Below are 25369 nucleotides of genomic sequence, written 5' to 3' on the forward strand. Positions count from 1 at the left end.
AAATAAAAACCGAGCATCTGTAAGCAGATACCCGGACGATTTCATCAATCTTTTATTTGCCACGCTTATTATGCCAGATCAATGCATGCAGCTGTGGAAGTACACGAACCTTGTTCATATCCGAATCCACGATTACTTTATTAAACAACCACTCCAGCCTTCCCAGAAGTCGAGCAGAAATGTTGCCCTCTTCCGTGACATCATCATTACCAGGCTGCAGAAAGAGCTGCACATTCGGATATCGCTGGTGAACGTTTTTCGCATAATCAAAATCATTATCATCAAACACTACGACCTTCAAGCTATGCGTAGAACGACCCAGTTTCTCCATCTTACTCATGATGTTATCTAACATTTCCCAATTCGTTGTCATTCCTGAGCTTGGGGGTTTAGGGCTGATTGTCAGCACATCCACGTCATTGAACCAATCCTGCCATTTACTCCCCTGAGTTTCTATCGCTGCTTTTATTCCACGCTCATGAAGCAGACTGATGAAGGTACCCATTCCTTCACCAATCAAGGCAGGATTACCGCCTGAAATCGTAACACAGTCGAAATTATCTCCAGCTAACGCCAATAATTCATTTATGATTTCTTCTGCTTCCATCATGCGAACCTTATTCTTAGCCGTACCATCCCAAGTAAAAGCGGAGTCACACCAGCCGCAGCGATAATCGCAGCCATAGGTGCGGACAAACATCGTCTTCACTCCAATTACCGCACCTTCGCCTTGAATAGTTGGACCGAACATTTCAATTACAGGAATCTTACTCACAGTCACAGCCTCCATACAAACGGTAGGATGGCCCTTCATCCGGAACGTCTTCAGCCAGCACCTCTGCCCAAGAGGTTGGAGTCTCCCATAGCTTTACCGAGTATAAAGGCAACCCTGCTTGCTTAAGCTTGTAGGCAATATATGAAGACATATTCTCCACTGTGGTGCGGAAAGACAATAAGGCTACTTTGGAGCCCGTATTCGTTAACGTCTCTAACACAGGTTCATTTCCCATAGCAAGAAAAGCGTGATCTAAACGATCTACAAGGCTTTGTTGTACTGTCATTTTGATATCGCTAAAATCAATGACGAAGCCTTCATCCGAGTGGCCTTCCGCGGCCATAGGTTTGCCCTTAAGCACTACTTCGAGCTTATAAGTATGTCCGTGCAGATTGCTGCATTTCCCTTTGTGTCCCACTAACTGGTGTGCCGCATCGAACGTAAATATTTTGCAGACTGAAACCTCGTTAAGCATTAAGAACCGGCCTCCATTCTCTCCGCCTCATATTGCTCAAGACCACGCTGACGCAATAGACAGGCTGGACAAGTACCGCAGCCACTGCCAATAATACCGTTGTAACAGGTCAGTGTGTGTTCGCGAACATAATCAAAATACCCCAGTTGATCGGCCATTTTCCACGTTTCTTTTTTATCCAGCCACATTAGGGGAGTGTGGATCGCAAACTCATAGTCCATAGATAAGTTCAGCGTAACATTCAATGATTTCACAAAAACATCACGGCAGTCCGGATAACCGCTAAAGTCCGTTTGGCAAACCCCAGTGACGATATGGGAGTACCCCAGTTGTTTAGCTAATATTGCGGCAAAAGATAAAAACAACAAATTCCGTCCATCGACGAAAGTACTTGGAAGCTCATCCCCTTCCCCAGCCACGATATCTATATCCTGACGGGTAAGTGCATTGGGTGCCAGCTGATTAAGCAGCCCCAGATCAAGAATATGCTGTTTCACATTAAACTTAGCTGCTATCTCTGTTGCAACTTCGATTTCAGCCGCATGACGTTGATTATAGTTGAAGGTAACTACCTGCACTTCCTCATACTGCTGCAATGCCCAAACCAGGCAAGTGGTGCTATCTTGTCCGCCGCTGAATACGACGAGTGCTTTTTTGTTCATATGAATCTCTCCTTATCACAAGTTGGAATTTAGCGGTTGTCCACTTTTTCTGGATAGAGGTCGTGATTGATTAAGCGGTGTTCCGCCATCGCCTCATACTTCGTACCCGGTCTTCCATAGTTGCAATAAGGATCAATTGAAATGCCTCCGCGCGGAGTGAACTTGCCCCATACCTCAATGTAACGCGGATCCATCAGTGAGATCAGATCATTCATAATAATGTTGACACAGTCCTCATGAAAGTCACCATGGTTGCGGAAGCTAAACAGATACAGCTTTAATGATTTGGATTCCACCATTTTTTGTTCAGGAATATACGAAATATACAGCGTGGCAAAATCCGGCTGACCCGTTACAGGACACAAGCTAGTGAACTCAGGGCAGTTGAATTTAACAAAATAATCACGTCCGGGATGTTTGTTATCAAACACCTCCAGAATGTCTGGATCATAACCAAACTTGTACTGTGTTCCCTGATTACCAAGCAAAGTAACTTCTTGCATTTCCTCTTTCAATCTTCCTTCTGACACGACAAAAAACCCCTCTCTTTTCCTTCGGCCTTGGCCGGTAATGGAAAGAAGAACGAGATTTCGAAAACTTGGCTCCACTAAGAAGAAACGGAAGCAACGTCCGGATAAAGGACAGCAACCGCTTGTACTGTTTAATATATTCTTAGTTTTTTATAGAGGGAGTTCGCGAACCTCTCCTGCACAACTTTAGTGCAGACTTCTTCTTAAAGCATATTGCGTCTTGAACTATACCATGGGTAGCCCGCTCCTGACAAGTTCTACTCTTTACTGTTACCTTATACAGATCAGCAAATCACTCCAGATTAACGTGGATAGACCTGCGTATGTAGAGATTAGGAAGCTCAAAACCAATGCCAATTTGATTGTGGATTTCTTTTTAATGACATGAATTATTCATATGGTTAATTAAGATGCGGCAAAAAAAAGGATTCAAATCCTAAGAAAAGGGTAACTTATTCATAATAATCTTCGAGCTAAGGGTGGGAGCATTTTATGGAACAAAGTATACAGCAGCTTATGGATTGGCTTAACAATCATTTGAATGAAACAATCGCTATTGAAAAGAAAGAACTTCGTGATTTGGATAAAGTTCATTTCAATTTAGAGTCCGTAGATTTCCGGAGTGCAGACGATGTTATTGATGAATATCTTGGAAGTGCACTGATATTAAGAGGTTTCGGCAGCACACTTAACGCCGATGGTGAACTGGTATCCCTGCCACAATCCACTTATGATTTAGCTGTTGAAGGTCTTCAAATCGTAGACTTAGCCGACCGCAAGGCAGAAATAACTACGGACAGAGCTAATTACACCCTTTCAGTAGATTAAACGAACATGATTATGATAAGCAAAAAGAGCCCACAGCGATTGCGGGCTCTTTTTGCTTATCATTTATTCTTCTCCAATGATCTCCACTTCAGTTTCCAGCTCTACACCGAATTTATCCTTCACAGCCGCTCTTACATGGTGGATTAGCCCGATGTAATCACTGGCTGTTGCATTATCTGCATTCACAATAAATCCCGCATGCTTCTTGGATACCTCAGCACCGCCGATTCTTGTACCCTGTAAGCCGCTCTCTTGAATTAACTGACCTGCAAAACGGCCTGGAGGCCGCTTAAATACACTCCCACAGGATGGATACTCAAGCGGTTGCTTCGATTCACGTAAATAAGTTAGTTCATCCATTTTTGCCTTGATCGTTAAAACATCACCGGAAGTCATAGCAAATTTGGCCTCAAGTACAATGTACTCACCGCTTGCGAACACGCTTTTTCTGTAACCCCATTGCAGCTCATCACCTTGCAGAGTTACCAATTGCCCGTTCTTATTTATAGCTAGTGCACTATGCAGGACATCTTTGATCTCACCGCCATAAGCACCTGCGTTCATATAGAGCGCTCCACCAACTGTTCCTGGAATGCCACAGGCGAACTCAAGACCCGTAAGCTCCTTATCAAGTGCATATCTGGAAACATCAATTATTTTGGCACCACATTGCGCATATAAGAGATTGTCGCGAATCCCCATTTCGGTCAGTCCTGCCGTTTGCAGAACGATCCCACGTACACCTCCATCACGGATAATCACATTGGAGCCATTCCCAAGTACCGTAAGGGTTATCCCATTTTGTTCTGCATATGTAACGATCTTTTGAATTTCATCATAAGTAGCTGGTGCAGCCAAAATATCAGCTTTGCCGCCCATTTTAGTGTACACGTGATCTTTTAAATTCTCATGACTTTTCACTTTTCCTGCAGTCATTAGCTGCTCTAGGTCATCTTGAATTTTGTCAATATTCATGTTTTCATGCTCCTTTAACCATGTATAAATGATGGTCCTTGATCTATTTTAAAGAGTTATTATGAAATTGTAGGCAACCACAACTGTAACAACGAACAGGCTCCCTTGTCAATGACGGGAGCCTGTTCGTTGTATGATTTTAGATGATAATTACACAGCTTTATAGGCAGCAAGCTCGTAAGGAAGACACAGTGGCACACCCGTACGTGGATCCGGAACGATATCCGCTTCAATTCCAAACACTTCCCGCAATACATCTGGTGTCATAACCTCAGTAGGTGAGCCTTCGCTAACCACAGTACCGGACTTAATCGCTACCATATGCTGCGCATAACGAGTAGCATGATTCAAATCATGCACGACCATGATGATGGTACGACCTTCTTCCTCATTCAGCTTTTGCAATAGCTGAAGAACTTCGAGCTGATGCGCCATATCTAGGAAGGTTGTAGGCTCGTCAAGGAATAAAATATCTGTTTCTTGAGCTAACGCCATAGCGATCCATGCGCGTTGACGTTGTCCACCTGAGAGACGGTCAATAGGGCGATCATGAAAAGATTCCATGCCCGTAACAGAGATGGCGTTGGAGATGATGTTGCGATCCTCAGCGGTCATCGTGCCAAATCCCTTTTGATGAGGGAAACGACCGTAGCTGACCAGCTCAGATACCGTCAGACCGTCAGGAGCCGTTGGGTTCTGCGGTAGAATCGCTAGCTGCCTAGCAACCTCTTTAGTTGAAAAGTTATGGATCGATTTGCCGTCCAGCATTACGGTGCCACTCTTCGGCTTCATAATCCGGGCCATCGTTTTGAGGATTGTAGATTTACCGGAGCCGTTAGCGCCCACTAGTGCGGTGATTTTTCCCGTAGGGATAGACAAGTTCAATCCTTTAACTATAGTAGCCTCTGCATACCCAATACTTAATTCTTCTGTATTCAAACGTTCTGACATGATCTACAACTCCCTTAAAAGTTTTATGGAGCTATGCTCCTAAGTATGAACTAATTTACGCTTTAGACTTGGCGAGTAAATATAAAAAGTAAGGTGCGCCAATAATCGCAACCACAATGCCAGTCGGAACTTCCGCAGGTTGCAACACCCATCTGCCGATGGTATCAGCGGTAATCATAAGAAGCGCCCCTGTCAAAGCACTAGCAGGTAATAACACCTGATGACGGGGTCCCACGAGCCTGCGAGCCAGGTGTGGTGCTATCAGGCCGACGAAGCCAATACCTCCGCTTACTGCGACGCAGGAGCCGGCAAGCGCTACGGCTGTTACCAGAAGGAGAATACGTTCCTTCTCCACACGCATTCCTAGACCTAATGAAGTATGGTCCCCTAGATTCAATACATTTAGAACCCGGGCTTTATAGAAGGCGAACGGTAACAGAATCGCGATCCAAGGCAGCAAAGCAAGGACGAATCTCCAATCCCCACCCCATATTTTCCCGGCGATCCAAGTAGCTACAAATTGATAATTATTAGGATCAAGCCTAAGTGCCAATACAAGCTGGCAAGCATTGATTCCTGCAGCGACCGCAATCCCGATAAGGATCAGCCTTGTAGGAGACAGACCATCTGCCTTCCGGTAGGCAAGAATATAGATTAAAGCTGCAGTCAGGCCAGCCCCACCAAGCGCTAGGAGAGGCAAGACAAATACCGGAGCTGCAGTTGTAGCCGGAAAGAACGAGATGAAAATGATTACAGCAAAACCTGCACCAGCACTTATCCCCAGCGTAGCCGGTTCAGCAAGTGCATTACGTGCGAGACTTTGTAGAATACAGCCTGATACTGCAAAGCCCGCTCCAACTAACAATGAAATTACGATGCGGGGTAATCTGAAATCAAATAAAATAAGCTTTTGCTGATGTGTTCCATCACCCAGCAGTGTATGTAATACCTCCAGTGGGGATAGACGCATAAACCCTGTATTCATACTGACTATAAACACCACGACGATCAGTATAGCAAGGAGCGATAACACCGTTAGGGCGCGTGTACGGCGTTCTTTTTCATCTGGAGTAAGGGTTATTTTGGGCATTACAGCTCCCCCTTCCGCTTACTCGCTAAATAAATAAAGAAAGGTACGCCGATGATGGCAATTAAGGCTCCTAGCGGTGTCTCATACGGTGCATTTATCATTCTTGCGGCAATATCTGCAAAGATAATCAATAAGCTCCCCAGAACAGCCGAGCAAGGTATAATCCAGCGGTAGTCCACTCCAACGAAATAACGTGTAACATGTGGAATAATTAGTCCTATAAAAGCAATCGGGCCAACCGTTGAAACCGCACTTCCAGCTAAGATAACCACAACAATCATACATGCCAACTGAACTAACCTTGTCCGCTGCCCCAGACCAACCGCAACTTCTCTTCCTAAGCTGAGCAATGTAACGGATCGTGATAACATCATCGCTGCAATTAAGGCCACGGCCACCCAAGGGAATATAATCTTGATCTGAGTCCAGCTAGCTCCCCCCATCCCACCGGCTAACCAGAAGGCTATATCCTGAGATAAGTTGAAAAGAATAGCTACTCCCTGACTAATAGCAACCAATAAAGCACTAACTGCCGAACCTGCTAGTGTCAATCGCAAGGGGGTCAGGCCATTAAAAGAAAGCGAACCGATTCCGAATACGATAAAAGAGGCCACAGCGGCACCGATAAAGCAATACAACATTAGTGAAGTGAATGAGAGTGAGGGTGCAAAAGCAAATACTATTGCCAGCGCTACTCCTGCTCCTGCATTCAAGCCTAACAGCCCTGAATCCGCAAGCGGGTTTCTTGTCATCCCCTGCATGATAGCCCCTGCTACTGCGAAGCAAGCACCGACTAAGGCGCCAGCAATAGCACGTGGAAATCGCAGTTCTCTAATCACCTGATGTTTTTGTAAATCTGGATTGAAATGAAATATAGCTTCCCATACTGTAGCTAACTTGATATCTGCCGCACCCACTGAGACCGAAAGTGCCAATCCGAAGGCAATGGCAGCAAGTCCAAAAATAAGAATACCAATGGCAGCTGCCGGTCGGGTATGTAGAGCTTTTTTGGGTTCATTGTTAATACGATTTGCGAAATCTGAGGGTGAAACCATGGGTTGTCTCCTTATTCAATAGTTACAATGGTTTATATGATAACAACAATCATTCTCATTATCGCAAAAATATTTATGTTGTACAATTGCAGGAACGATTTTTCCGTAATATGGGATTGGTTTATAAAAAAATGGTGCAGATCTTTGTATCACGAGATACTTGATCTGCACGCCCTTCCCCACCGAAATGATCAGTCTCATTCATGGTGAATTACGACTTTTATTTCACAAGACTTTTTAGCACATCGTCAATGATTTTGCTGCCAGCGTACGCACCACTGTAAAGCCAGCTGCTTGTTGAGCTCATTTCATGCACATTTCCAGATTTTACAGCTGGGATGCCCTTCCAAATTGCACTATCTAAGATCTCCGAACCCTCAGTCTTATCACTATTTACAAGGAAAATATGATCTGCAGTCAGCTCAGAAAGCTTCTCTAGCGAGATCGGATTCCAAGTTGCTCTTGTTCCTACTGGGATCTCTGTTACTAAGTTAGGAAGCTTTACGCCAAGGTCTGTATATAATACAGCACCACTGCTGCGGGTTTCGTCTACAATATAGAAGTTTTTTTGCACCAACCATAGAATAGCCGCGGACTCTTGTCCAATAGCTCCTGCAAGCTGTTCTTTCGCAGCCGCTGCTTTAACATCATAATCTTTAATGGCTTTTTCTGCTTCAGGGGTTTTGTTCAAAATCTCACCAATCTTGAGCAAAGATTTGCGCCAATCTTGATTTAGTTCATCCCCAATTACATAAGTGGGTGCAATCTTATTCAACTGATCGTAAATCCCGTTCTGAACAGAAGACTCCGATGGGATGATAATAAGATCCGGAGCAAAGCTGGTTACAGCCTCTAACGGAAGATCGTAACTAATTGTAGGAATATCCTTCAATTCAGTGGCCAGATAATCCTGAACGCCATTTGTAACTGACCATTGAGCTACTGGATTCACACCCAGAGTTACCAATGAGTCTTCCAAATATGAACCCAGGACGCGCTGTGGATTAGCCGGAATCGTTACTTCATGGCCCATTGCATCTGTTAATGTCTTAGGAGCAGCAGGTGCCTCTGTAGATTCTGCTGTAGGAGCTGTTGTAGGCGCTGTTCCTGCATTTGATGAACTTTCAGCATTATTATTACCACAAGCGGAAAGTAATAGCGTCATCACTATTAGTCCGCTCATTGTCACTTTCATGCTTCCTGATCTTTTTCTGTTAAGCCAAAACATTAAAAACCCTCCTATATGTAACTGCTTTGATATTCAAAGGTGACCTTTACCTCTGCTTCACTTTTAAATGATATTGATTCTCATTCTCTGTGTCAACATATAAATTTCAAATTCTGTTGATTTGCAACAATTTCCTTCATATAAAATACAAAAGAGGTTATATTCCGAACGTTCCGGATATAACCTCATCTTTAATCTTCTACTTATTTATTTAAATGATAAGGGACAGTCGCTACTACAACGTCCTTTTGATTCATTAGATACGAGCGGATTAAAAAGCTGGTCTGATTATGAAGCACGGCTTGCCACCAATGTTTGGTAATAAACTGTGGAATCAGAATTGTGATGTGATCCGTCGCAGCTGTCTTCCACTCTACCGTATCGATAAACTTCACTAACGGACGAATGATACTACGATATCTGGAACGAAGTACAATCAGGCGTACACCTGGATTCCATTCCTCCCACCGTTGCTCCATCTTATGAATGTCTTCTTCATCAAAGCCTACATACACAGCAACAACATTATCTGTTAGAGACTTCGCATAGCTGATGGAATGTAATACAGCACGTGTAACCCCTGCAACAGGAACAACTACAGTACTTCCTTTAATTACAGGTTTATCAGTAGCAGGACATATACGTAGTTGATCCGCAGTGTTCAAATAGTGCTTATGAATACGGTGGAACACGAACATTACAGCAGGTAAGAAAATGAATGCCATCCATACGCTCGAGAATTTAGTAATGATAAATATAAGCGTAATCGTCAATGTAGTCAGCATACCGATGGTATTTACAACAAATCTTTTCACCCATCCAGCAGGTCTTGTTTTGATCCAATGCACCATCATCCCCAGTTGGGATAAGGTAAAAGGAATGAACACGCCTACCGCATAAAGTGGAATCAAACCTTCCGTATTCCCATGGAATGCAGCCACAAGTATGATAGACATAACTCCTAGAAAAATAATGCCATTTGAGAAGCCCAGGCGGTCACCACGGACCATAAATGCATGTGGCAGATATTTATCTTTTGCAAACATAAAGGCAAGCAGCGGAAACGCTGAATATGCTGTATTAGCTGCCAAGAACAAAATCACTGCTGTAATCCCTTGAATGAAAAAGTACAATCCGCCACGGCCAAAGGTCGATTCAGCGATCTGAGAGACAACCGTAGCCTTTTCATCTGGCACAATACCATACCAATACGCCAGCACAGTGATTCCGGTAAACATAAAGCCAAGGATAAGTCCCATGATCATTAGCGTCTTGGCTGCATTTTTCTCAGCCGGTGCTTTAAAGTTTGGGATCGCATTAGATACGGCCTCAACCCCCGTTAGGGCTGAACAACCAGAGCTAAACGCTTTTAATAGTAGAAACAAACTTACATTAGATACGGCGCTGCCTATTTCAGGAACATTCGCATGCGCGCCACCCATTGCATATTTAACGATACCGGAGATAATCAGAACAACAATCGAAACCACAAACAAATACACTGGAATTGCGATGAACGAAGCCGATTCAGTCACTCCGCGAAGATTAATGATTGTTAATAGAACGATAACAGATACAGCGATGAGAACAGTATGATTATGAAGACTTGGAAAAGCCGATGTGATCGCATCCGTCCCTGCCGAGGCACTAACCGCTACGGTAAGAATGTAATCCACCAATAATGAACCCCCAGCGAGCAGCCCTGTCGGAATACCAAGATTGCTCTTGGCTACGATATAAGCTCCGCCTCCTTGCGGATAAGCAAATATCGTCTGCCGATAGGATAAAATCAGGATGGCCAGCAGGCCCAATACGGCTAATGCAATTGGCAGGGAATACCAGATGGCAGTAAACCCGGCAGCCACCAGTACAATCAGAATTTGTTCCGTTCCGTAGGCTACAGACGAGAGCGCATCAGAAGACAGGACAGCCAGTGCTTTAACCTTGGATAACTTTTCATGATCGAGTTCATTCGACTTCATCGGACGTCCGATCAATAGTCGTTTCACCTTGCTTACCATGGTGGATACAGTTCCTTTCTTTGGGAGCTGAAACGGAATTTCCGTGCGCTGTTTTCATCGGTGGATTTCATAAATGCAGACACAAAAATAAGCATACGGAAATGATCCGCATGCTTATGCATGGTCATTTTCCCACCTTGCTTACGAGGTTAGCTGGCGGATTCGGGCTGTGGTTATAGCCCTACGGTACAGGTCTGTTCGACCCGGTTCCGATTCACCCCATTGGCATGAATGCCAAGTTTGGTTCCCCCGTTTTTCCTAAGAAAATTCAGCGCATATTCAACTTCTCACAAGGTCTAATATTAGTCTACAAAGTGCATACAGTAAAGCGTTGAAAAAAATGAAAAAAGAATGAAAAAACATCCAATAAGCTCAAATATAGCGTCTTATTGGATGCTCTCTTTCATTATCTTCAATTATCCCTCTAGCCCGTGATTTTAATACCTTTTCAGCTTTTTTGTAACTTCCAAAGTAAAAACTAAAATCCTAAGCTCTCCTCTGCATCTACTTCAATCATTTCTTCTTCCTTACGTCCATACCAAAGAAGGAGACTTATTAGAGCAAAAGCGATTAAAGCTAACAAAGGAATCGTAATAAATCCGAAGTAGTTCAAGTAATCTTTATTACAAGGAACACCAATTGTACAAGGTAGAACTTTACTTAACGCTGGAATCTTCTGTTCCGCATAATGATAGATTGAGATACTGCCACCAATCAAACTTAATGGAAGCACATAAGGAATGATGCGCTTATCTCCACGGAAAGTGGCAATTCCCAACAAAAATAACTGCGGATACATAAAAATCCGCTGAAACCAGCAAAGCTTACAAGGTTCATATTTCAAGACTTCACTTAAATACAAGCTACCAGCTACAGCAACCAAAGAGACAAACCAGGCCAGATAGAGGCAGTTACGCTTGCAAAAAGATAGGAATTTTGTCACTTTGCCTCCACTGCTTTTGCGGCGGTGTTAATTTCAGATGTAATCGCTTCAATATCGAAAGGTTCAGCCGTTTTCACTCCATTAATGTAGAGCGAAGGCGTAGTTGTCACGCCTGCGTCAGTTGCCAACTGAATGTCTTTCTTCAGCTCATCTGCATAAGTTTTCTCTTGGATGTCTTTACGCAACAGATCGTAATCGATCGCTAATTTCTCTTTTTCAGCAAGGCTTATCAAGAAATCCTCAGTGGCCCATTCGTCGCTCTCATCCCCTTGCTGCGCATATACAGCATCATAGAACTTCCAGAATTCATCCATATTCTGATGGTATACAGACAATGCAGCTAGTGAAGCTGTCTCAGAGTCAGGACCAACGAAAGCCATATTTACAAAGTAAAGAGCTGCTTTTCCCTCGTTGACAAAATCTTGAACAATTTTCGGTTTCATGGAGCCAGCAAACTGGGAACAAGCTGGACATTTGAAATCGCCAAATTCAACAAGCTTAACAGGTGCATCCTCATTACCAATCCTAGGTAGCTCACTGTAATTGAATTCTACCGGTTCTCCTGTAGAGACATTCTTTGCTGCATCTTTCGAAGCTAACATAAACAATCCAACAAAAATGATAACTACTACAGCTATTGAACTAATAACTAAAATTCTCGTTTTCTGCTTCTGTTGCTCCTGTTCTACCCGTCGTTTCTCTTGTTTGCTCAACTGGGGAACATTTGGACTTTTTTTAGGTTTACTCAAGGAGAATTCCTTTCTGTCCTCTAGGGACTAATGTAGTTTTTATCATATACATTTAAAATTATATAATTATTAATCTCTTTTTGGCAAACAGTATAGTCAAAAAAAACAGCGTGACTCCAAAAGGAGAAACGCTGCTCTTATTTTAAAAATATATAATTCCATCAAGCTCCAGCTTCTTCATTCAATAACTGTAACCGCAATAGCTTAATTCGAGAAATTCGCTTATTCTCAGTCTCTTCTACAATAAATAGATGATCATCAAATTCTACGGATTGCCCTTTTTGAGGTGGATTAACCTCCAATTTAGAATACAGCCAGCCGCCTATCGTATCGTAATCCTCAGTCTCCATATGAAGACCCAAAAGATCATTAATCTCTTCAATAAGCATCAAACCGTCAATGGAGTGTTCATCCTCGCCAAGCTTCTCAACACCGGGACGTTCCTCATCAAATTCATCCTGAATTTCTCCAACAATTTCCTCCATGATATCTTCCAATGTCACCATTCCTGAAGTTCCACCATATTCATCGATCAATATGGCGATTTGTGTCTTCGCACGCTGCATAACTTTCAGCAAAGCGCTAATCTGAATGGATTCCGGCACGGTTAATATTGGACGAATTAATTTCTGATAACTTCGCGGGCGATCCTTAATTAAGTCCTTTATATGGATGAAGCCTAAAATATGATCCTTATCACCATCACAGACGGGATAACGTGTCCTCATGCCATCATAGGCAATCTCAAGGTTCTCCTCAGCAGAAACATGATTATTCAGACAGATCATCTCTGTCCGCGGAATCATGATCTCCCGAGCCATGGTATCCACAAATTCAAAAATATTGTCAACCAAAGCCATTTCAGTATTATCGATAAAGCCGCTTTTGTTACTTTCCTGCATGATAATACGAATTTCTTCTTCCGTATGCGCCGTTCCCAGCTCTGAAGCCGGGGCTAATCGGAAAATTTGCAGTAAACCACGCGCCAGCCCATTAACGATCCATATCACTGGATACATGATTTTGTAAAATACATTCATCGGTCCTGCTGTTAGTAAAAGGACAGATTCAGCCTTGTTAACAGCAATGGTCTTAGGTGCAAGCTCACCTAATACGATATGCAAGATAGTAATGAACATAAGAGCAATAACCAAAGATACAACATTAACAGCAGTTTCTCCTAAACCTATGCTTCCTAATAAAGGCCCTATAAGATTAGCTATAGCTGGTTGACCCAGCCACCCTAATGCCAGAGAAGCCAATGTAATGCCGAGCTGACAGGCTGAGAGATAGCCATCTAGGTTGCTGACAATGCTTTTTGCATTAAAAGCTTTTTTACTACCTTCTTCAATCAGGGTATCAATTCTACCACTTCGCACTTTCACCATTGCATATTCGACTGAAACAAAAAATCCATTTAACAATACCAACAAAATAATAAGACCAACATGTAATATACCGGGTAAAGGGTCGCTCAATTTATACTCCTATCCACCATTTTCCGTACATGGATGGATAGGCCCACCTCCTTCGTTTTTTCAGAGTATTGGCAAAATGCTCGCCGTTTGTTCCTTTCAGTATCAATTTCCCAATGGTTTCATCTCCAGTCTAGAATCACGTTTTTGAATATATACTTTATTATATTAATATATTGGGGCAAACCGCAAGCATGCGTGTCCTTTCGAAAAAAAATGGGCAGTGATTATCAAGATTATTCCATAAATTAATCACAAATAAAAAGAACTCCTAACCGTTTGGCGTTGGAGTTCTTCTCATCGAAGATGGATTACATTTAGCGACAATTTCTCATCGTTGGAGGATTGCCAATTACACCTGGGTATTGATAAGTAAGGGGCTCATCGAAGGTAGCATAATCAAAATAAATCATAAGTAAGACGGTGCGTTGGCCAGTCGCAGGGTCACTGATAATAATGTGGTCACGGCCTGCCGCTTCCAGCACACCCTTGTAAACTTTGGCATTCCAGTCTTTGTTGTTCTCATAAGTAAAATAAAACGTACCTACTTTTCCTAAATTCAGGCGGAAAATATTCTCGATGTAGGATTGTTCGAACGTTTGTGGTGGATTCTGAACTACTACTCCCCCTGGCGTCATTGGACTACCACTGCTTACTTGAGGTGGCATGCTGCCCATGCCTTGCATTCCTGATGACATCGGCATTCCGGAAGACATTGGCATACCTGAAGAAGAGACACTACCGATGGTATAAGTTACGGGGCGGTAAGGTTGAACGATCATTTAATGAAACCTCCTAAATGTTTATCGGAGCATAAACTCCTTTGGACACAATTGAAATCACTCTTACTTTCTGTGAGAATTACTCATTTTATTGAGTAATTCTCTTTGCACAGTTACCATACTAATTGCCGATAAATACAGTCGGGCAATCTTCTCCGGTCGGAGTAAAGAAGCAATGGGCTTTGAAGCGGCCTGTGTTTTGTTGGTTATACCAGGTTGCAGGACAATCACCTGCGGGTCTGAAGAACCACAAAGCATTGGTAGCTGGCCAGGTTCTTTCACCAGCAATTACACGTTTGGCTAGACGGATATCTGCTTCTCTGGCTCGCTGATAGAAGTATCCCTTCTGCGGCGCTTCGAAACCTCCTGGACTTTGATAGACCATGTCATTCACATTCCGAATGTTATTAAAGTCCAAGCAATTGCCAAGAATCCGGTTGACGCCAACATTGCCGACCATGAGCATACCGAGTTCTCCATCTTCCTCAGCTTCCGCTCTCATCAACCGCGCCAGCACCTTCACATCTTCCGAGTTCGTTTTGATGACGGCCACGCTGTCTCCTCCTTGGGGTCACTTCTTGTAGCAACCTCGTTCTTAACTGCATGCTGTATAGTATGTGCATTCGCCTAAGAGGTGACAGTTCCCGCCTATTTTTTAGAGTAGGGATTTTTCCTTTTAACCACTCAGCAAATCCCATTTTCTATACTCTAAGCTGCGTTTGCCCAATTACATTCGCGTTACAGCGTAAGAGTCGGGGGCAGCTGCGGTGTTAGCGACAATGTCAGCATTAGCATCGATGTCCTTGTTAACGACAGCGTTAGCGTCTGAGTCGGGGGGCGGTGTCGGTGTTAGCGACAATGTCAGCGTTAGCATCGATGTCCTTGTTAACGACAGCGTTAGCGTCTGAGTCGATGTTGGTGGCAGCATCAGGGTCGGCGTCGGTTTTAGCGCGTCAGTACAGCATCAGAGTCGGCGTCGGTTTTAGCGTCGAATCGGTGCTGGAATCGTTGTCGGTGTTAGCCACAATGTCCACGTCAGCGTCGATGTCCTTGTTAGCAACAGCAATAGCTTCAAAGTCAGCAACAGCATCCACGTCAACGTCCGCTCAAAAGGCGCTATCGGACACAGCTGACCTTATTCGCGATATTAATCCACTTTTGGGATTCTATCGGACCCCAAAGCCCCTATTGGCCCGCAAAGCACCGATTATAAGCATCTTTCTAATGAATAGCTGCATTGGAGTCCGAAACTAGGCTCAAAAGGCTGTGAAATTACAAATAACCTCATCTGGGTCCGTAAGGTAAGGGGATGATGATAATCAGCTACTTAGTAGATGATCGCACTTATAGTGAGCTTTGAGAGCTACAGGGTCAATGAACGTGAATTGTACATAACCAAAACGCAAAGCAGCGATCCTCCATTAGCATGGGGATCGCTGCTTTGATTTTATATAATAAATGACTACTCCGCAGTTGAGTATTGTGGCTGTCGTTGGAATCCATGATATCTAGTTCCTTGATAAGTAAGCATTCCTCTATCGCCTTCTGCGCTCAAGCCATATTCATGGCCATCTACTTTAAATTCCATGCGACTGCCGCCTTCCAGCTCGTACGTTAAATAGTAAGTTGTACTCGTACGAGTTGAGCCATTCTCTTCCTGAAGCTGCTGCTGACGTACTTCAGTCCGTTTGCTAACGATATGTGCAGGGATTGTTAGTATGGGTGAGCCATTGTTCCTGCCCCATTGAAGCAAGCCCCTGCCTGCTGATATAGCAAGAATACCAATCATAACAACGATAAAGATCGGCATCACCGTTCCGGCAAAATCAAACATCCACGAAAGATCCGGGCCCATTCCCATGACAGTTTCCCCCTTCTTCCCCTTGTAATTCAGCCTAATTGCTGCGTTCTGGGTACTTCTGTACATGTATATGCCTCATCTAGTCCAGAAAGCATTAAATAAGTGAGACTAGATGCAAAAAAGACCACTTCGTTTTCTTAGAAATCAAGAATTCGAGTGGTCTCTATACAGAGTTTTCAGTTATTAAATTAAGCATGAACTAGGTCTAGCAATTTCTTAGTTTCGTCTGTCTGATCATCTAACATTCCATTTTCAGCCCAGCAAGCTCTGCATTGTTCTTCAGTTTCACAAAGATGAGCGTCATCACAGTTGTAGCAAAGTTGCAAAAGGTTTCTTGTCATATAATCTGTTTCGAATGTTTTCATTGTAATCTCTCCTATTCGATGTCTGAGTTTGTGAAAATTTGAACTTGTTTTCTATGTGTTAAATATATCACAGGATTCTTTGAATGTCATGTGATTTTTTTCACATTTATAAAGAAAATTTTAAATAAGTTTTTTCCTTATATTCAATCATTCACAAACAACAATAAACCCCCACTCTGCTAACAACAAAAGAACCTACCAACAGGCAGGTTCTTTTTCCTTATTACATTACGCGCCAGCTGATACCACCATTCGTAGTCTGTAACAGTATCGAGCGCTTGTCCTCTTTTTTCTCAATCAAAAGCCACCCCACCTCAGTGGAAAAAAACTGCAGCTTTACAATCTCCGGATATTCCAGAAGCTTAGATCGCAGTACACTGCTCTCTTTAAGAGGTAACCACGTAACTCCTTGATCCACCGTATGGTAAAGGGTGTCGCCAAGTATGGTCCAACCGATCTGTGAGTTCAAAAACGTCGGAGCAATTTGACGATTGACACCAGCTTGTGCGTTCAATCCAAAGGATGCAAATTTCCAGTTTGCTCCACCGTTAGCCGTAAAATATCCATGGTAGGCGATTGTTTTTTCTTTATCCTTTTGGCAGCCAACAGACATCCAACCAGTAGACTTACTGGCATCGAAGAACTCCGGTTTGCCCGTAATTACTCGGTCACAATCCTCTAAACGTTCGTTAACCAGAAAAGCTGGCCCGAGGCTCCAGCTCTTACCGCCATCTTTTGTCATAAAGATTTTGGGAAGAGCACCTGTCTGCATTGTCACAAATCCATGTGTACTATTGCGAAAAATCATTCCAGTGGTGACGCCGGCAAACGGTATCGAATCATTAGGGAAATTCGGATTGTATTGCTCATTCTGCATCACTTCTTCCCAAGTGGCCCCACCGTCTGTTGTTGAAAAAAGTGCCTTGTTCTCTTTATTGGAAGATGCGTTCCATGAGGTCATCAGCCAACCCCGTTTGGGTGAGTTGAAATATACAGAGGATACTGTATTCACATCTCCTAAAGATGAGATTTTCCAGCTTTGGCCACCATCTGTGGTTCGCAGCACAATCGTTTCTGTCGAGCCAAAAGCACTTCTTATAATCCAACCATGTGATGGATCCGTGAAGAAAATCCCCTTCCCATACACAGGGTTGGAGAGGAACTGCACATTTGGTGCTGGTGAAATATTAGCCCAAGTTGCTCCGTTATCCTGGGTTAAGTACAACCGGAGTTCGTTTTTGGTAACCCCCCAGGCCAGACCTTCACTTTCACTAAGCAGCTGAAAATCTGTAAGACGAGTCTGAATTTGATATTTCGGAGCACTATCATTGTCAACATGATTCGCGTCTGGAGTAATCAGGGTTATCGTCTGTCCTTCTTCAGGTGCCTCTGTCGGCTGGGGCTGCTGAGTAGGTTCCGGGGGAGGAGATGAACAAGCCGTGACCACCCACGCTAACAAAATCAGCATCAATATTAATCTTATTCCCTTCAATCCAGCAATCTTAGATGCCAATAACCTCTCTCCTCTCGGATGGATTGAATCTTATTTATGATTCAAATTACTATTACGATAGCCGTATAGTGCATAGATTAGAAGTCCAACAACTGTCCAAATTAGAAAACCAATCCATGTCTCACTTCCTAGATTATACATCAAAATACCACAAGTTGCCGCACTTAACAGCGGAATGAAAGGTACCCATGGAACTCTGAACCCTCTTTTTAAATCCGGATGAATATATCTAAGCGCGATTACCCCTAAAGACACTACAAAAAAGGCAAACAATGTTCCTATGCTTGTCAGATTTGCCAACCGGTCCAGTGGGATGAAACCCGTTAACACGGCTATTAAGATGCCTACCATCCATGTGCTTCGTACAGGTACCTGTGTTTTAGCATTAATCTTAGATAAACTTATTGGCAGTAGGCCATCACGTGAGATGGCAAATAACAGCCGGGTTTGACCGAATAACATCACGAGCAATACCGTAGTCATACCCGCAATGGCTCCGACAGAGATCAGACCGGCAATCATATCCTGATTTACAAAGCGAAGCGCATAAGATACAGGATCACTAACATTGAGATCAGTATATGGAACAATACCTGTTAATACGAGTGAGACAAGAACGTACAAGACAGTGCAGATAGCAAGGGATGAAATAATTCCAATCGGCAAATCGCGTTGGGGTCTTTTCACCTCTTCTGCAGCGGTTGCTAGCGCATCAAAACCTATGTAGGCAAAAAACACTGTGGCCGCGCCATTGATCACGCCATGGTATCCAAAGGGGAGAAATGGAGTCCAATTCTCTGGCTTCACATAGAAAAATCCAGTTACGATAAATAGAAGCACCACTGCTATTTTGATAAAGACCATGATGGCGTTAAAACGTGCCGTTTCTTTCGTTCCCCGAGTCAGTAAATAGGAAATTAACAAAATGATGATTACTGCAGGCAGATTTATTATTGTACCCGCTTCCGGATTATAAGCCCCCGATAGTGCGGTTGGGAGATGTATCCCAAAGCCCTCTAATAACCCCTGAAAATACCCTGACCAGCCACTGCTTACAGCCGCTGCGGCAACTCCGTATTCCAAGACGAGATCCCAGCCTAAGATCCAAGCTAATAGTTCTCCAAAGGCTACATAACTATAAGCATAAGCACTCCCGGAAACAGGAATGGTCGAAGCAAATTCCGAATAACATAATGCCGAGAGCACACAGGCAAACGCCGCTAGTAAAAAAGAAATTATAAGACCAGGACCTGCATGTTCTGCTGCGGCAACTCCTGTCATTACAAAAATACCTGTGCCGATAATGGCTCCTACCCCAAGCATTGTTAGATCCAGGGCACCCAACGTCTTGTTTAACTGCGTCCCCTCAGAACTTGTGGGTATGTTTAGAGCCTTTTTACGAAATAAATCCATCCTTACATTCTCTCCTGTCTAGTCTTGCTAAGATAATGAAATAAAAATCACATTTTAGTATGGCCTTAATTAGGGTAATGCATTAAATAAGATCAGCTTGAAAACACTACCGTTAACGATTATGATGGACAAGATTGAAACCAAAAATTTGAAATATTAAGGAGATGGAGACATGGCCCCCCCAAAACCCAATCGGGTCGTAGTTATTGGTACTGGAGCAGTTGGTACAACTACAGCCTATACATTATTGTTACGTAGACGTATGCCCGAACTCGTACTTATTGACGTTAATCATCAGAAAGCACTTGGCGAAGCACTGGATATGAATCACGGCATGCCTTTTGTCGGTGGTGTGAAGTTATGGGCTGGTACTTATGAAGACTGCCGTGAAGCAGATATCATTATAGTAACTGCCGGTGCATCACAAAAACCGGGAGAAACCCGGATAGATCTGCTTCGTAAAAATATTTCGATTTTTAAAGATATCATTGAAAAAATTACAAAGTATAACCAACATGCCATTCTACTTATTGCGACTAACCCTGTAGATATTCTGTCTTACGCGACTTTGAAAATAAGCGGGTTTGACCGCAGACGTGTAATTGGTTCTGGTACGGTACTTGATAGTGCTCGTTTTCGCTATTTGATCGGTCTTCACAAAGAAATCGATCCTCGCAGTATTCACGGACAGATCATCGGTGAACATGGAGATTCAGAGCTTCCGGTTTGGAGTCTTGCGAATGTAGCTGGGATTGATCTTGGTTTTGACGAAGCAGAACGCGAAGAAATCTTCCAAGATACCAAGAATGCAGCCTATGAAATAATTGATGCCAAAGGCTCAACCTCTTATGCAATAGCGCTTGCACTGGACCGAATTGTAGTCTCCATTCTTCATAATGAAGGCGCCGTGTTGAATGTTTCTACTTTATTAAATAACTATAACGGGGTTTCGGATGTCTATCTCGGTGCACCTTGCGTAGTAGATCGCTCGGGTGTTCGACAGGTACTGGACCTCCCACTCAATGAAACCGAACAGGCTTTATTCCAGAAATCCGCTGAGAAGCTAAAAGCAGAAATAGCTAAGCTAGAATTGTAAGCGAATCTGGCTGGAAACAGCCCTTTTTGACTACAAAAGACACAAGAAACCGTCCTTTTTATATGTGGAGCGTTGCCTCCACTATGAAAAGGACGGTTTTTAATATAACACGAATTAACTTAGCCTGCCAATGACAAAAAGATCCTTTAGCAGGCCAGGCTCACCTGAAATTCCGGATCTTTTTTATCAATTTATTTAGTGATAGTTTGCTTATAATATTCTTTGAGAACTTGTTCGGCTTTTTTGCCATAAATATCAAAACCACGGTCAATGGAAGCCTCTTCTAAGTCATACAATTTCGTGCTCCAATCCCACCAGAAGTAACCGGCAAACCAAGGTTCATTCCAGAATGCTTCCAGCGCTGAGCGATAGAAGTTGGCCTGTTCATCTTCTGAATATGGTAAGTCTGTGTATGTAAAGTCCCATGGCATGGTGGCACACCCATGAGCACTTCGGCAGCCAATCTCGATGAATACGAGAGGCTTGCCAAATCGCTCAGAGAGTGACTTAAGCCGCGGTTTCTGCCGCTCCCAACCAGCCAGCATATTCTCATAAGAATCTCCCGGCACTGAAGCTACCGGATAATAAGCGCTGGTTCCGATAAAATCCACCTCATCCAGCCACTCGATTCCTTCTTCTTTGCCATGATTGGCATTATAAATGATCGGCCCTGTATAAAGATTGGTGACCTCTTGAATCAATTGTCTCCATTCCGCAGTTCTAGACTCTGTGCCGACCATTTCGCAGCCGATACAGAACATCTCACATTCAAGTTCTTCCGCCAACTCTGCGTAGTGTTTAATGAAATTAGTATAAGAACGGAACCATGCTGCCCAATAAACATCTCCCTCTTCCGGAAATCCAATCCTAGCTCTCCAAATGCCATCCCTCGAATTCACTACCGGTTTAAGACAAACTTTAAGACCAAGCTGTTTTGCCAGTTGTACCGCATGTGCGAGATCACGATCAGTCACCGTGTAACCGTAATCATAATGAATTTCTGTTGAATGCACAGTGTCTTGCCATGTCCAAAAAGATAAGGCAATCCATTCACTACCTGTCTCTGCCAGCTTTCTCATCGAATCTTCTGCATATTCTGTACGGTATTCACCTCGTTTTGATCCCCAGCCATAAGTCATCCCTTTTAGAAAAACATTCTTCACGATTAGGACCTCCTATAAAACTCTTAATAACTGTTAGAATAAATCAATACCGTTATAATAACAAGTTATTTTTTGTTATCGATTTTCTAAGGAGGTTGCTTTCTTTTCAATCACAGCTGGATTTGTAATTTAGACATGGCCTCTTCCTTCTCACGACTCGTGATATGTGTGTATACGGTTGTAGTCTGGATCGAGGAGTGACCTAGCAGTTCCTGTACGGTACGCAGATCTGCCCCTTTTCTCAGCAGCATGGTTGCAAAAGAATGTCGGAGCTTATGGCTTGAATACGGGCGTCGCTGTGCTGCTGGCACATCCCTTTGGAAACGATCGAAGGTATCTGCTGCGATTTGCTGAATGCCTCGGATAGACAACCTGCGTCCTTTTTGTGAAATGAACATCGCTTCCTCTTTACTGCGCCAAGGGTCTAACCTTTCTGCTAACGCGGAGTCGAGAAAAGGCACTACATCCTCGGGAACCGGCACATTACGCCATTTACGCCCCTTCCCAAACACACGGAGGGAATGTCTTTCTACATTATAATCACTCAAATTCAGCGTGTGGACTTCCCCCACCCGAAGCCCCATATAGGACATCAACAAAAAAACTGCTAAATTACGCTTTTTGTATTTACCATCTATAGAAGATAAAAACCGCCCCAGATCACTTTCATCTAAGTAAACCGGCTCACGATTGATCTCAGTTTTGGATTTCTTAATTCCGGCTGCCGGGTTGTTCTGTAGTAGTTCCAGCTCGATCAATGACTTGAAAAAACAGTTAATCGCAGCATGCTTCCGGTTACGAGTGGCATCACTCACTCCACGTTCGCGGACAGAGGTCAAAAAGGAAATGACATGCAGCTTCTTCACTGTCTCAAGCTTTTTACCATTCAGACTGTCTAAAAACTGTTTCACATCTACTAAATAGGATTTTTGCGTATAGGGAGTGTACCCGGCATCCTTCATCCAGATGAGAAAGGCCTCCAGCCCTTCTTCGTAGTCTTCACACCACTCATTCATGCCTTAGAGCCTCCTTGTTAATGTTGATCTATATTAGACTTCTCCATTGCTCAGCATGTTTTTTTATTGCAAGTAAGAACTCCGTAAGCACGGGCGATTTCCATTTTTTATGATGATAGGCGATCTGCGTCGCCACACGCTGTGATTCATCATTCCAATTTAATCTGGCAAGTTTGCCTTCAGCCAGTTCATTTTTTACAGTAATTAATGGAAGAAAGGCAATGCCAAGATCAGCCATCACACATTGCTTTATCGCCTCGATACTCCAAAACTCTAACGTGGGGTCAGGAAATACACCGTAACTGTTCAAATGCCGTTCAAATAAAGTCCGGTAGGAACAGCCAGTTTCGGTATGAAGTATGGTCACTCCTTTTAAATGAAGGGGTTCTACCTCAGCAAGGTTTAATAAGGGATGATCTGGCGCTGCGATCAGCGTCATCGGCTCATGTACTAATGTTTCTATATTTAAATCTTTATCTTCCGTCTCAGGTTGCAATAAGAACGCTAAATCCAGTTCACCCGAACGGACAAAATCTGATAGTTCCCAGCAAGCTCCAGGCTTCAGAATAATTTGCACCTGCGGATATTTAGCACGAAACTCCTTAATAATGCCTGGTAAGCGAAAAGCAGCCAGAGATTCAGGAGCCCCAATCCGCAAAGAACCCGTTAGTTCACTATCCGAGCGTAACGCGTCCTGTGCTAAATTGTGCATTCTGGATATTTCCTGTGCGAACGGAAGCAAACGACGGCCTGCGTCGGTTAGGATAATCTTTTTACTGATCCGATCAAATAATGGCTGGCCAATTTCAGACTCTAGTGCTTGGATTTGTGCAGTAATACTGGACTGTGCATAATCAAGCTTCTGTGCTGCTCTAGTAAAACTGCCCGTTTCCACTACCACTAAAAAGGTAAAAAGATGACGTGACTCCATGAATTTCCCCCTAAATGAAAATGAACCATCGGAATATCGAATGGATACTATTCAAAAATTCTGTTTTTCCAATGGATCTATTATCTGCTACTCTAGAACAAAAGACAAGGAAAGCAGGATAAAAAAACATGAAGGAATCCGGTTCAAACACTTTACAAAAAAACATTGGCATGCCTCAGGCTATTGCCCTTTACATCGGGGCTGTGTTGGGTTCTGGGGTCTTAATTGTTCCTGGTTTAGCTGCAGAAATGGCGGGTCCCGCTTCATTACTGGCGTGGGGATTTATGTCGTTGCTGATTTTGCCGATGGCCTTATCAATGGGTCTGCTCTCTGCTAAATTCCCTAACGCTGGAGGCGTGTCCCATTTTGTAACGCTTGCTTTTGGTCCAAAAGCTGGCTCACTGGTGGGATGGTTTTTTCTGATGTCCGTTCCGATTGGCGCACCTGTTGCTGCACTGACTGGAGCTGGTTATATGACCGCCGCTATGGGTTGGGAAGAATCTGCAAGAATTACTATTGCCGCTATTATGTTGGTCATTGGCCTGATTACGAACTGGATTGGTATGCAGGTGGCTGGAAAGGTACAAATAGCGGTAGTTATAGCGATTGTTGCTGTGCTGGTCTTCTCCTTTGCTACTGCACTACCCCGTATGGAAGTCGAACACTTCACTCCCTTTGTTCCACATGGATGGATGAGCATTGGCCAGGCTGCTGCAATCTTATTCTGGTGTTTTATTGGCTGGGAGGCTGTCTCACACCTATCTGAGGAGTTCAAGGACCCACAGCGTGCCGCCGTTAAAGGAGTAACCATCGCCGCTATTATAGTAGGGATTCTATATTTTCTCTCCGCACTAGCAACTGTTGGTACACAAAGCTACCTCAAAGGTGGATCAAGCACTTCACTCGTCTGGATTATTAGTCAGCCTCTTGGGCGCTGGGGAGGATTTATTGCCGGACTTACCGGTCTGTTCATCTGTACAGCCACAATTATTGCCTATGCAGGAGCTGCCTCACGTGTGGCTTATGCTTTATCCCGCCAAGGCTCTGCGCCGAAATGGATGGGTAAAATGTCCAAACAGTATCATACCCCTATCGGTGGAATAGCTTTTCTTCTGCTCTGTTTTGTATTGGTGATGACACTGTATGGCAGCGGGTCCATCTCCATCACCACTCTGATCCAGTTTCCGAATGCTACTTTTATCCTGACTTATATCGGAGGTTGTGCTGCAGGAATACGCCTGCTCAAAGGAAGTCGCTTAGGTGTGACGATAAGCTGGATTTCTTTTTTAGCAACAGCTGCTGTGTTTCCTTTTACGGGCTGGGCGATAGGCTATCCGCTACTCATCACTTTGGTGTTCGTTTGGATTATCCGTAATAAGCGTAAACAGAGGATACGTGTCAGTGAAGAGATTGGTCCTAAAACGCATGAGGAACAACAAAAGGTGTTGTAAGGCTCTAACTAGTCCTAAACG

Annotated in this window: 26 protein-coding genes and 2 riboswitches; of the genes, 4 read left to right on the plus strand and 22 right to left on the minus strand. The window is 43.6% G+C overall.

Annotated features, from left to right (window positions below):
* Window positions 1-52: 52 nt before the first annotated feature.
* From queE to queF, 4 genes are read right to left on the minus strand one after another with little or no spacing between them, the layout of a single operon-like run.
* Complete coding sequence (queE, locus tag NSQ50_RS16350) at window positions 53-775, minus strand: 7-carboxy-7-deazaguanine synthase QueE (protein WP_038571434.1); 723 nt, start codon at window positions 773-775, stop codon at window positions 53-55.
* Window positions 768-1250 (minus strand): 6-pyruvoyl trahydropterin synthase family protein, encoded by a 483-nt coding sequence (locus NSQ50_RS16355; RefSeq protein ID WP_036687544.1) that lies wholly within the window; start codon window positions 1248-1250, stop codon window positions 768-770. The genes queE and NSQ50_RS16355 overlap by 8 nt, the downstream gene beginning before the upstream one ends.
* Window positions 1250-1912 carry a 7-cyano-7-deazaguanine synthase QueC gene (queC, locus tag NSQ50_RS16360; protein WP_036687545.1) on the minus strand — a complete coding sequence of 221 codons (663 nt, stop codon included), beginning with the start codon at window positions 1910-1912 and terminating at the stop codon, window positions 1250-1252. Before queC ends, NSQ50_RS16355 begins: the two co-directional genes overlap by 1 nt.
* A 29-nt stretch (window positions 1913-1941) precedes the next feature.
* Window positions 1942-2415 carry a preQ(1) synthase gene (gene queF / locus NSQ50_RS16365; RefSeq protein WP_036687775.1) on the minus strand — a complete coding sequence of 158 codons (474 nt, stop codon included), beginning with the start codon at window positions 2413-2415 and terminating at the stop codon, window positions 1942-1944.
* Between the two features lie 163 nt (window positions 2416-2578).
* A riboswitch (PreQ1 riboswitch) is annotated at window positions 2579-2622 on the minus strand.
* Window positions 2623-2934: 312 nt separating this feature from the next.
* Between queF and NSQ50_RS16370 the strand changes: the two genes are divergently transcribed.
* Window positions 2935-3270: a hypothetical protein gene (locus NSQ50_RS16370; protein WP_036687547.1), complete on the plus strand. Its 336-nt coding sequence runs from the start codon at window positions 2935-2937 to the stop codon at window positions 3268-3270.
* 63 nt (window positions 3271-3333) lie between these two features.
* Here NSQ50_RS16370 and murB read toward each other — a convergent pair whose 3' ends face one another.
* The 11 genes from murB to NSQ50_RS16425 all read right to left on the minus strand — a co-directional run bounded on the left by murB (window position 3334) and on the right by NSQ50_RS16425 (window position 15092).
* The gene (gene murB, locus NSQ50_RS16375; protein WP_076223796.1) at window positions 3334-4245 is read right to left on the minus strand and encodes a UDP-N-acetylmuramate dehydrogenase; all 912 of its coding nucleotides are present in this window, start codon (window positions 4243-4245) and stop codon (window positions 3334-3336) included.
* Between the two features lie 150 nt (window positions 4246-4395).
* Window positions 4396-5196 (minus strand): ABC transporter ATP-binding protein, encoded by an 801-nt coding sequence (locus NSQ50_RS16380; RefSeq protein WP_036687549.1) that lies wholly within the window; start codon window positions 5194-5196, stop codon window positions 4396-4398.
* Window positions 5197-5251: 55 nt separating this feature from the next.
* Window positions 5252-6286 (minus strand): FecCD family ABC transporter permease, encoded by a 1035-nt coding sequence (locus NSQ50_RS16385; RefSeq protein WP_036687550.1) that lies wholly within the window; start codon window positions 6284-6286, stop codon window positions 5252-5254.
* A complete protein-coding gene (locus NSQ50_RS16390; RefSeq protein WP_051491521.1) occupies window positions 6286-7341 on the minus strand; it encodes a FecCD family ABC transporter permease in 1056 nt (351 codons plus the stop codon). Before NSQ50_RS16390 ends, NSQ50_RS16385 begins: the two co-directional genes overlap by 1 nt.
* 220 nt (window positions 7342-7561) lie before the next feature.
* Window positions 7562-8569, minus strand: a complete 1008-nt coding sequence (locus NSQ50_RS16395) for an iron-hydroxamate ABC transporter substrate-binding protein (RefSeq protein WP_081386908.1) — start codon at window positions 8567-8569, stop codon at window positions 7562-7564.
* 203 nt (window positions 8570-8772) lie between these two features.
* Entirely contained in the window at window positions 8773-10590 is a 1818-nt protein-coding gene (locus NSQ50_RS16400) for an APC family permease (protein ID WP_076223798.1), read from the minus strand.
* Between the two features lie 124 nt (window positions 10591-10714).
* A riboswitch (cyclic di-AMP (ydaO/yuaA leader) is annotated at window positions 10715-10874 on the minus strand.
* A 194-nt stretch (window positions 10875-11068) separates the two neighbouring features.
* A complete protein-coding gene (locus tag NSQ50_RS16405; protein WP_036687553.1) occupies window positions 11069-11533 on the minus strand; it encodes a disulfide oxidoreductase in 465 nt (154 codons plus the stop codon).
* Window positions 11530-12282 (minus strand): DsbA family protein, encoded by a 753-nt coding sequence (locus NSQ50_RS16410; RefSeq protein ID WP_081386909.1) that lies wholly within the window; start codon window positions 12280-12282, stop codon window positions 11530-11532. Before NSQ50_RS16410 ends, NSQ50_RS16405 begins: the two co-directional genes overlap by 4 nt.
* 161 nt (window positions 12283-12443) lie before the next feature.
* Entirely contained in the window at window positions 12444-13760 is a 1317-nt protein-coding gene (locus NSQ50_RS16415; protein ID WP_076223800.1) for a hemolysin family protein, read from the minus strand.
* Window positions 13761-14074: 314 nt separating this feature from the next.
* Window positions 14075-14539: a spore coat protein GerQ gene (gene gerQ / locus NSQ50_RS16420; RefSeq protein WP_036687556.1), complete on the minus strand. Its 465-nt coding sequence runs from the start codon at window positions 14537-14539 to the stop codon at window positions 14075-14077.
* A gap of 121 nt (window positions 14540-14660) precedes the next feature.
* Window positions 14661-15092, minus strand: coding sequence for a cell wall hydrolase (locus tag NSQ50_RS16425; protein ID WP_036687557.1), 432 nt, complete (start codon window positions 15090-15092; stop codon window positions 14661-14663).
* 293 nt (window positions 15093-15385) lie between these two features.
* Here NSQ50_RS16425 and NSQ50_RS16430 point away from each other — a divergent pair, with 293 nt between their 5' ends.
* A complete protein-coding gene (locus NSQ50_RS16430) occupies window positions 15386-15793 on the plus strand; it encodes a hypothetical protein (RefSeq protein ID WP_143760500.1) in 408 nt (135 codons plus the stop codon).
* Window positions 15794-16001: 208 nt separating this feature from the next.
* Here the strand turns inward: NSQ50_RS16430 and NSQ50_RS16435 are convergent, their stop codons facing one another.
* The 4 genes from NSQ50_RS16435 to NSQ50_RS16450 form a co-directional block, all read right to left on the minus strand.
* The gene (locus NSQ50_RS16435) at window positions 16002-16394 is read right to left on the minus strand and encodes a DUF2500 domain-containing protein (protein ID WP_036687780.1); all 393 of its coding nucleotides are present in this window, start codon (window positions 16392-16394) and stop codon (window positions 16002-16004) included.
* A 194-nt stretch (window positions 16395-16588) separates the two neighbouring features.
* Complete coding sequence (locus tag NSQ50_RS16440) at window positions 16589-16765, minus strand: hypothetical protein (RefSeq protein ID WP_169744776.1); 177 nt, start codon at window positions 16763-16765, stop codon at window positions 16589-16591.
* Window positions 16766-16988: 223 nt separating this feature from the next.
* On the minus strand, window positions 16989-18278 hold the full coding sequence (locus NSQ50_RS16445; RefSeq protein WP_081386910.1) for a VPS10 domain-containing protein: 1290 nt from the start codon (window positions 18276-18278) through the stop codon (window positions 16989-16991).
* A gap of 30 nt (window positions 18279-18308) precedes the next feature.
* The gene (locus tag NSQ50_RS16450) at window positions 18309-19691 is read right to left on the minus strand and encodes an amino acid permease (RefSeq protein ID WP_036687561.1); all 1383 of its coding nucleotides are present in this window, start codon (window positions 19689-19691) and stop codon (window positions 18309-18311) included.
* Between the two features lie 172 nt (window positions 19692-19863).
* Here NSQ50_RS16450 and NSQ50_RS16455 point away from each other — a divergent pair, with 172 nt between their 5' ends.
* Window positions 19864-20787 carry an L-lactate dehydrogenase gene (locus tag NSQ50_RS16455; RefSeq protein WP_036687562.1) on the plus strand — a complete coding sequence of 308 codons (924 nt, stop codon included), beginning with the start codon at window positions 19864-19866 and terminating at the stop codon, window positions 20785-20787.
* A gap of 191 nt (window positions 20788-20978) precedes the next feature.
* Here the strand turns inward: NSQ50_RS16455 and NSQ50_RS16460 are convergent, their stop codons facing one another.
* The 3 genes from NSQ50_RS16460 to NSQ50_RS16470 form a co-directional block, all read right to left on the minus strand.
* Entirely contained in the window at window positions 20979-21950 is a 972-nt protein-coding gene (locus NSQ50_RS16460) for a glycoside hydrolase family 113 (RefSeq protein ID WP_256717051.1), read from the minus strand.
* A gap of 110 nt (window positions 21951-22060) precedes the next feature.
* Window positions 22061-22966 (minus strand): tyrosine-type recombinase/integrase, encoded by a 906-nt coding sequence (locus NSQ50_RS16465; protein WP_038571448.1) that lies wholly within the window; start codon window positions 22964-22966, stop codon window positions 22061-22063.
* A gap of 28 nt (window positions 22967-22994) precedes the next feature.
* Window positions 22995-23897, minus strand: coding sequence for a LysR family transcriptional regulator (locus tag NSQ50_RS16470; RefSeq protein WP_076099085.1), 903 nt, complete (start codon window positions 23895-23897; stop codon window positions 22995-22997).
* 128 nt (window positions 23898-24025) lie between these two features.
* Here NSQ50_RS16470 and NSQ50_RS16475 point away from each other — a divergent pair, with 128 nt between their 5' ends.
* Window positions 24026-25348, plus strand: a complete 1323-nt coding sequence (locus NSQ50_RS16475; RefSeq protein WP_076223802.1) for an APC family permease — start codon at window positions 24026-24028, stop codon at window positions 25346-25348.
* Window positions 25349-25369 lie beyond the last annotated feature (21 nt).

The sequence above is a fragment of the Paenibacillus sp. FSL R10-2788 genome (assembly GCF_038003885.1).
Classification (GTDB): domain Bacteria; phylum Bacillota; class Bacilli; order Paenibacillales; family Paenibacillaceae; genus Paenibacillus_AQ; species Paenibacillus_AQ odorifer.

Excerpts from the sequence above, each read along its gene's own strand:
- NSQ50_RS16400 (WP_076223798.1), bottom strand. The coding sequence starts at position 10,590 with ATGGTAAGCAAGGTGAAACGACTATTGATCGGACGTCCGATGAAGTCG.
- NSQ50_RS16465 (WP_038571448.1), bottom strand. The coding sequence starts at position 22,966 with ATGAATGAGTGGTGTGAAGACTACGAAGAAGGGCTGGAGGCCTTTCTC.
- queC (WP_036687545.1), bottom strand. The coding sequence starts at position 1,912 with ATGAACAAAAAAGCACTCGTCGTATTCAGCGGCGGACAAGATAGCACC.
- NSQ50_RS16435 (WP_036687780.1), bottom strand. The coding sequence starts at position 16,394 with ATGGGCCCGGATCTTTCGTGGATGTTTGATTTTGCCGGAACGGTGATG.
- murB (WP_076223796.1), bottom strand. The coding sequence starts at position 4,245 with ATGAATATTGACAAAATTCAAGATGACCTAGAGCAGCTAATGACTGCA.
- NSQ50_RS16470 (WP_076099085.1), bottom strand. The coding sequence starts at position 23,897 with ATGGAGTCACGTCATCTTTTTACCTTTTTAGTGGTAGTGGAAACGGGC.
- NSQ50_RS16395 (WP_081386908.1), bottom strand. The coding sequence starts at position 8,569 with ATGTTTTGGCTTAACAGAAAAAGATCAGGAAGCATGAAAGTGACAATG.
- NSQ50_RS16385 (WP_036687550.1), bottom strand. The coding sequence starts at position 6,286 with ATGCCCAAAATAACCCTTACTCCAGATGAAAAAGAACGCCGTACACGC.
- queF (WP_036687775.1), bottom strand. The coding sequence starts at position 2,415 with ATGCAAGAAGTTACTTTGCTTGGTAATCAGGGAACACAGTACAAGTTT.
- NSQ50_RS16450 (WP_036687561.1), bottom strand. The coding sequence starts at position 19,691 with ATGGATTTATTTCGTAAAAAGGCTCTAAACATACCCACAAGTTCTGAG.
- NSQ50_RS16370 (WP_036687547.1), top strand. The coding sequence starts at position 2,935 with ATGGAACAAAGTATACAGCAGCTTATGGATTGGCTTAACAATCATTTG.
- NSQ50_RS16390 (WP_051491521.1), bottom strand. The coding sequence starts at position 7,341 with ATGGTTTCACCCTCAGATTTCGCAAATCGTATTAACAATGAACCCAAA.
- NSQ50_RS16455 (WP_036687562.1), top strand. The coding sequence starts at position 19,864 with ATGGCCCCCCCAAAACCCAATCGGGTCGTAGTTATTGGTACTGGAGCA.
- NSQ50_RS16380 (WP_036687549.1), bottom strand. The coding sequence starts at position 5,196 with ATGTCAGAACGTTTGAATACAGAAGAATTAAGTATTGGGTATGCAGAG.
- gerQ (WP_036687556.1), bottom strand. The coding sequence starts at position 14,539 with ATGATCGTTCAACCTTACCGCCCCGTAACTTATACCATCGGTAGTGTC.
- NSQ50_RS16475 (WP_076223802.1), top strand. The coding sequence starts at position 24,026 with ATGAAGGAATCCGGTTCAAACACTTTACAAAAAAACATTGGCATGCCT.
- NSQ50_RS16355 (WP_036687544.1), bottom strand. The coding sequence starts at position 1,250 with ATGCTTAACGAGGTTTCAGTCTGCAAAATATTTACGTTCGATGCGGCA.
- NSQ50_RS16440 (WP_169744776.1), bottom strand. The coding sequence starts at position 16,765 with ATGAAAACATTCGAAACAGATTATATGACAAGAAACCTTTTGCAACTT.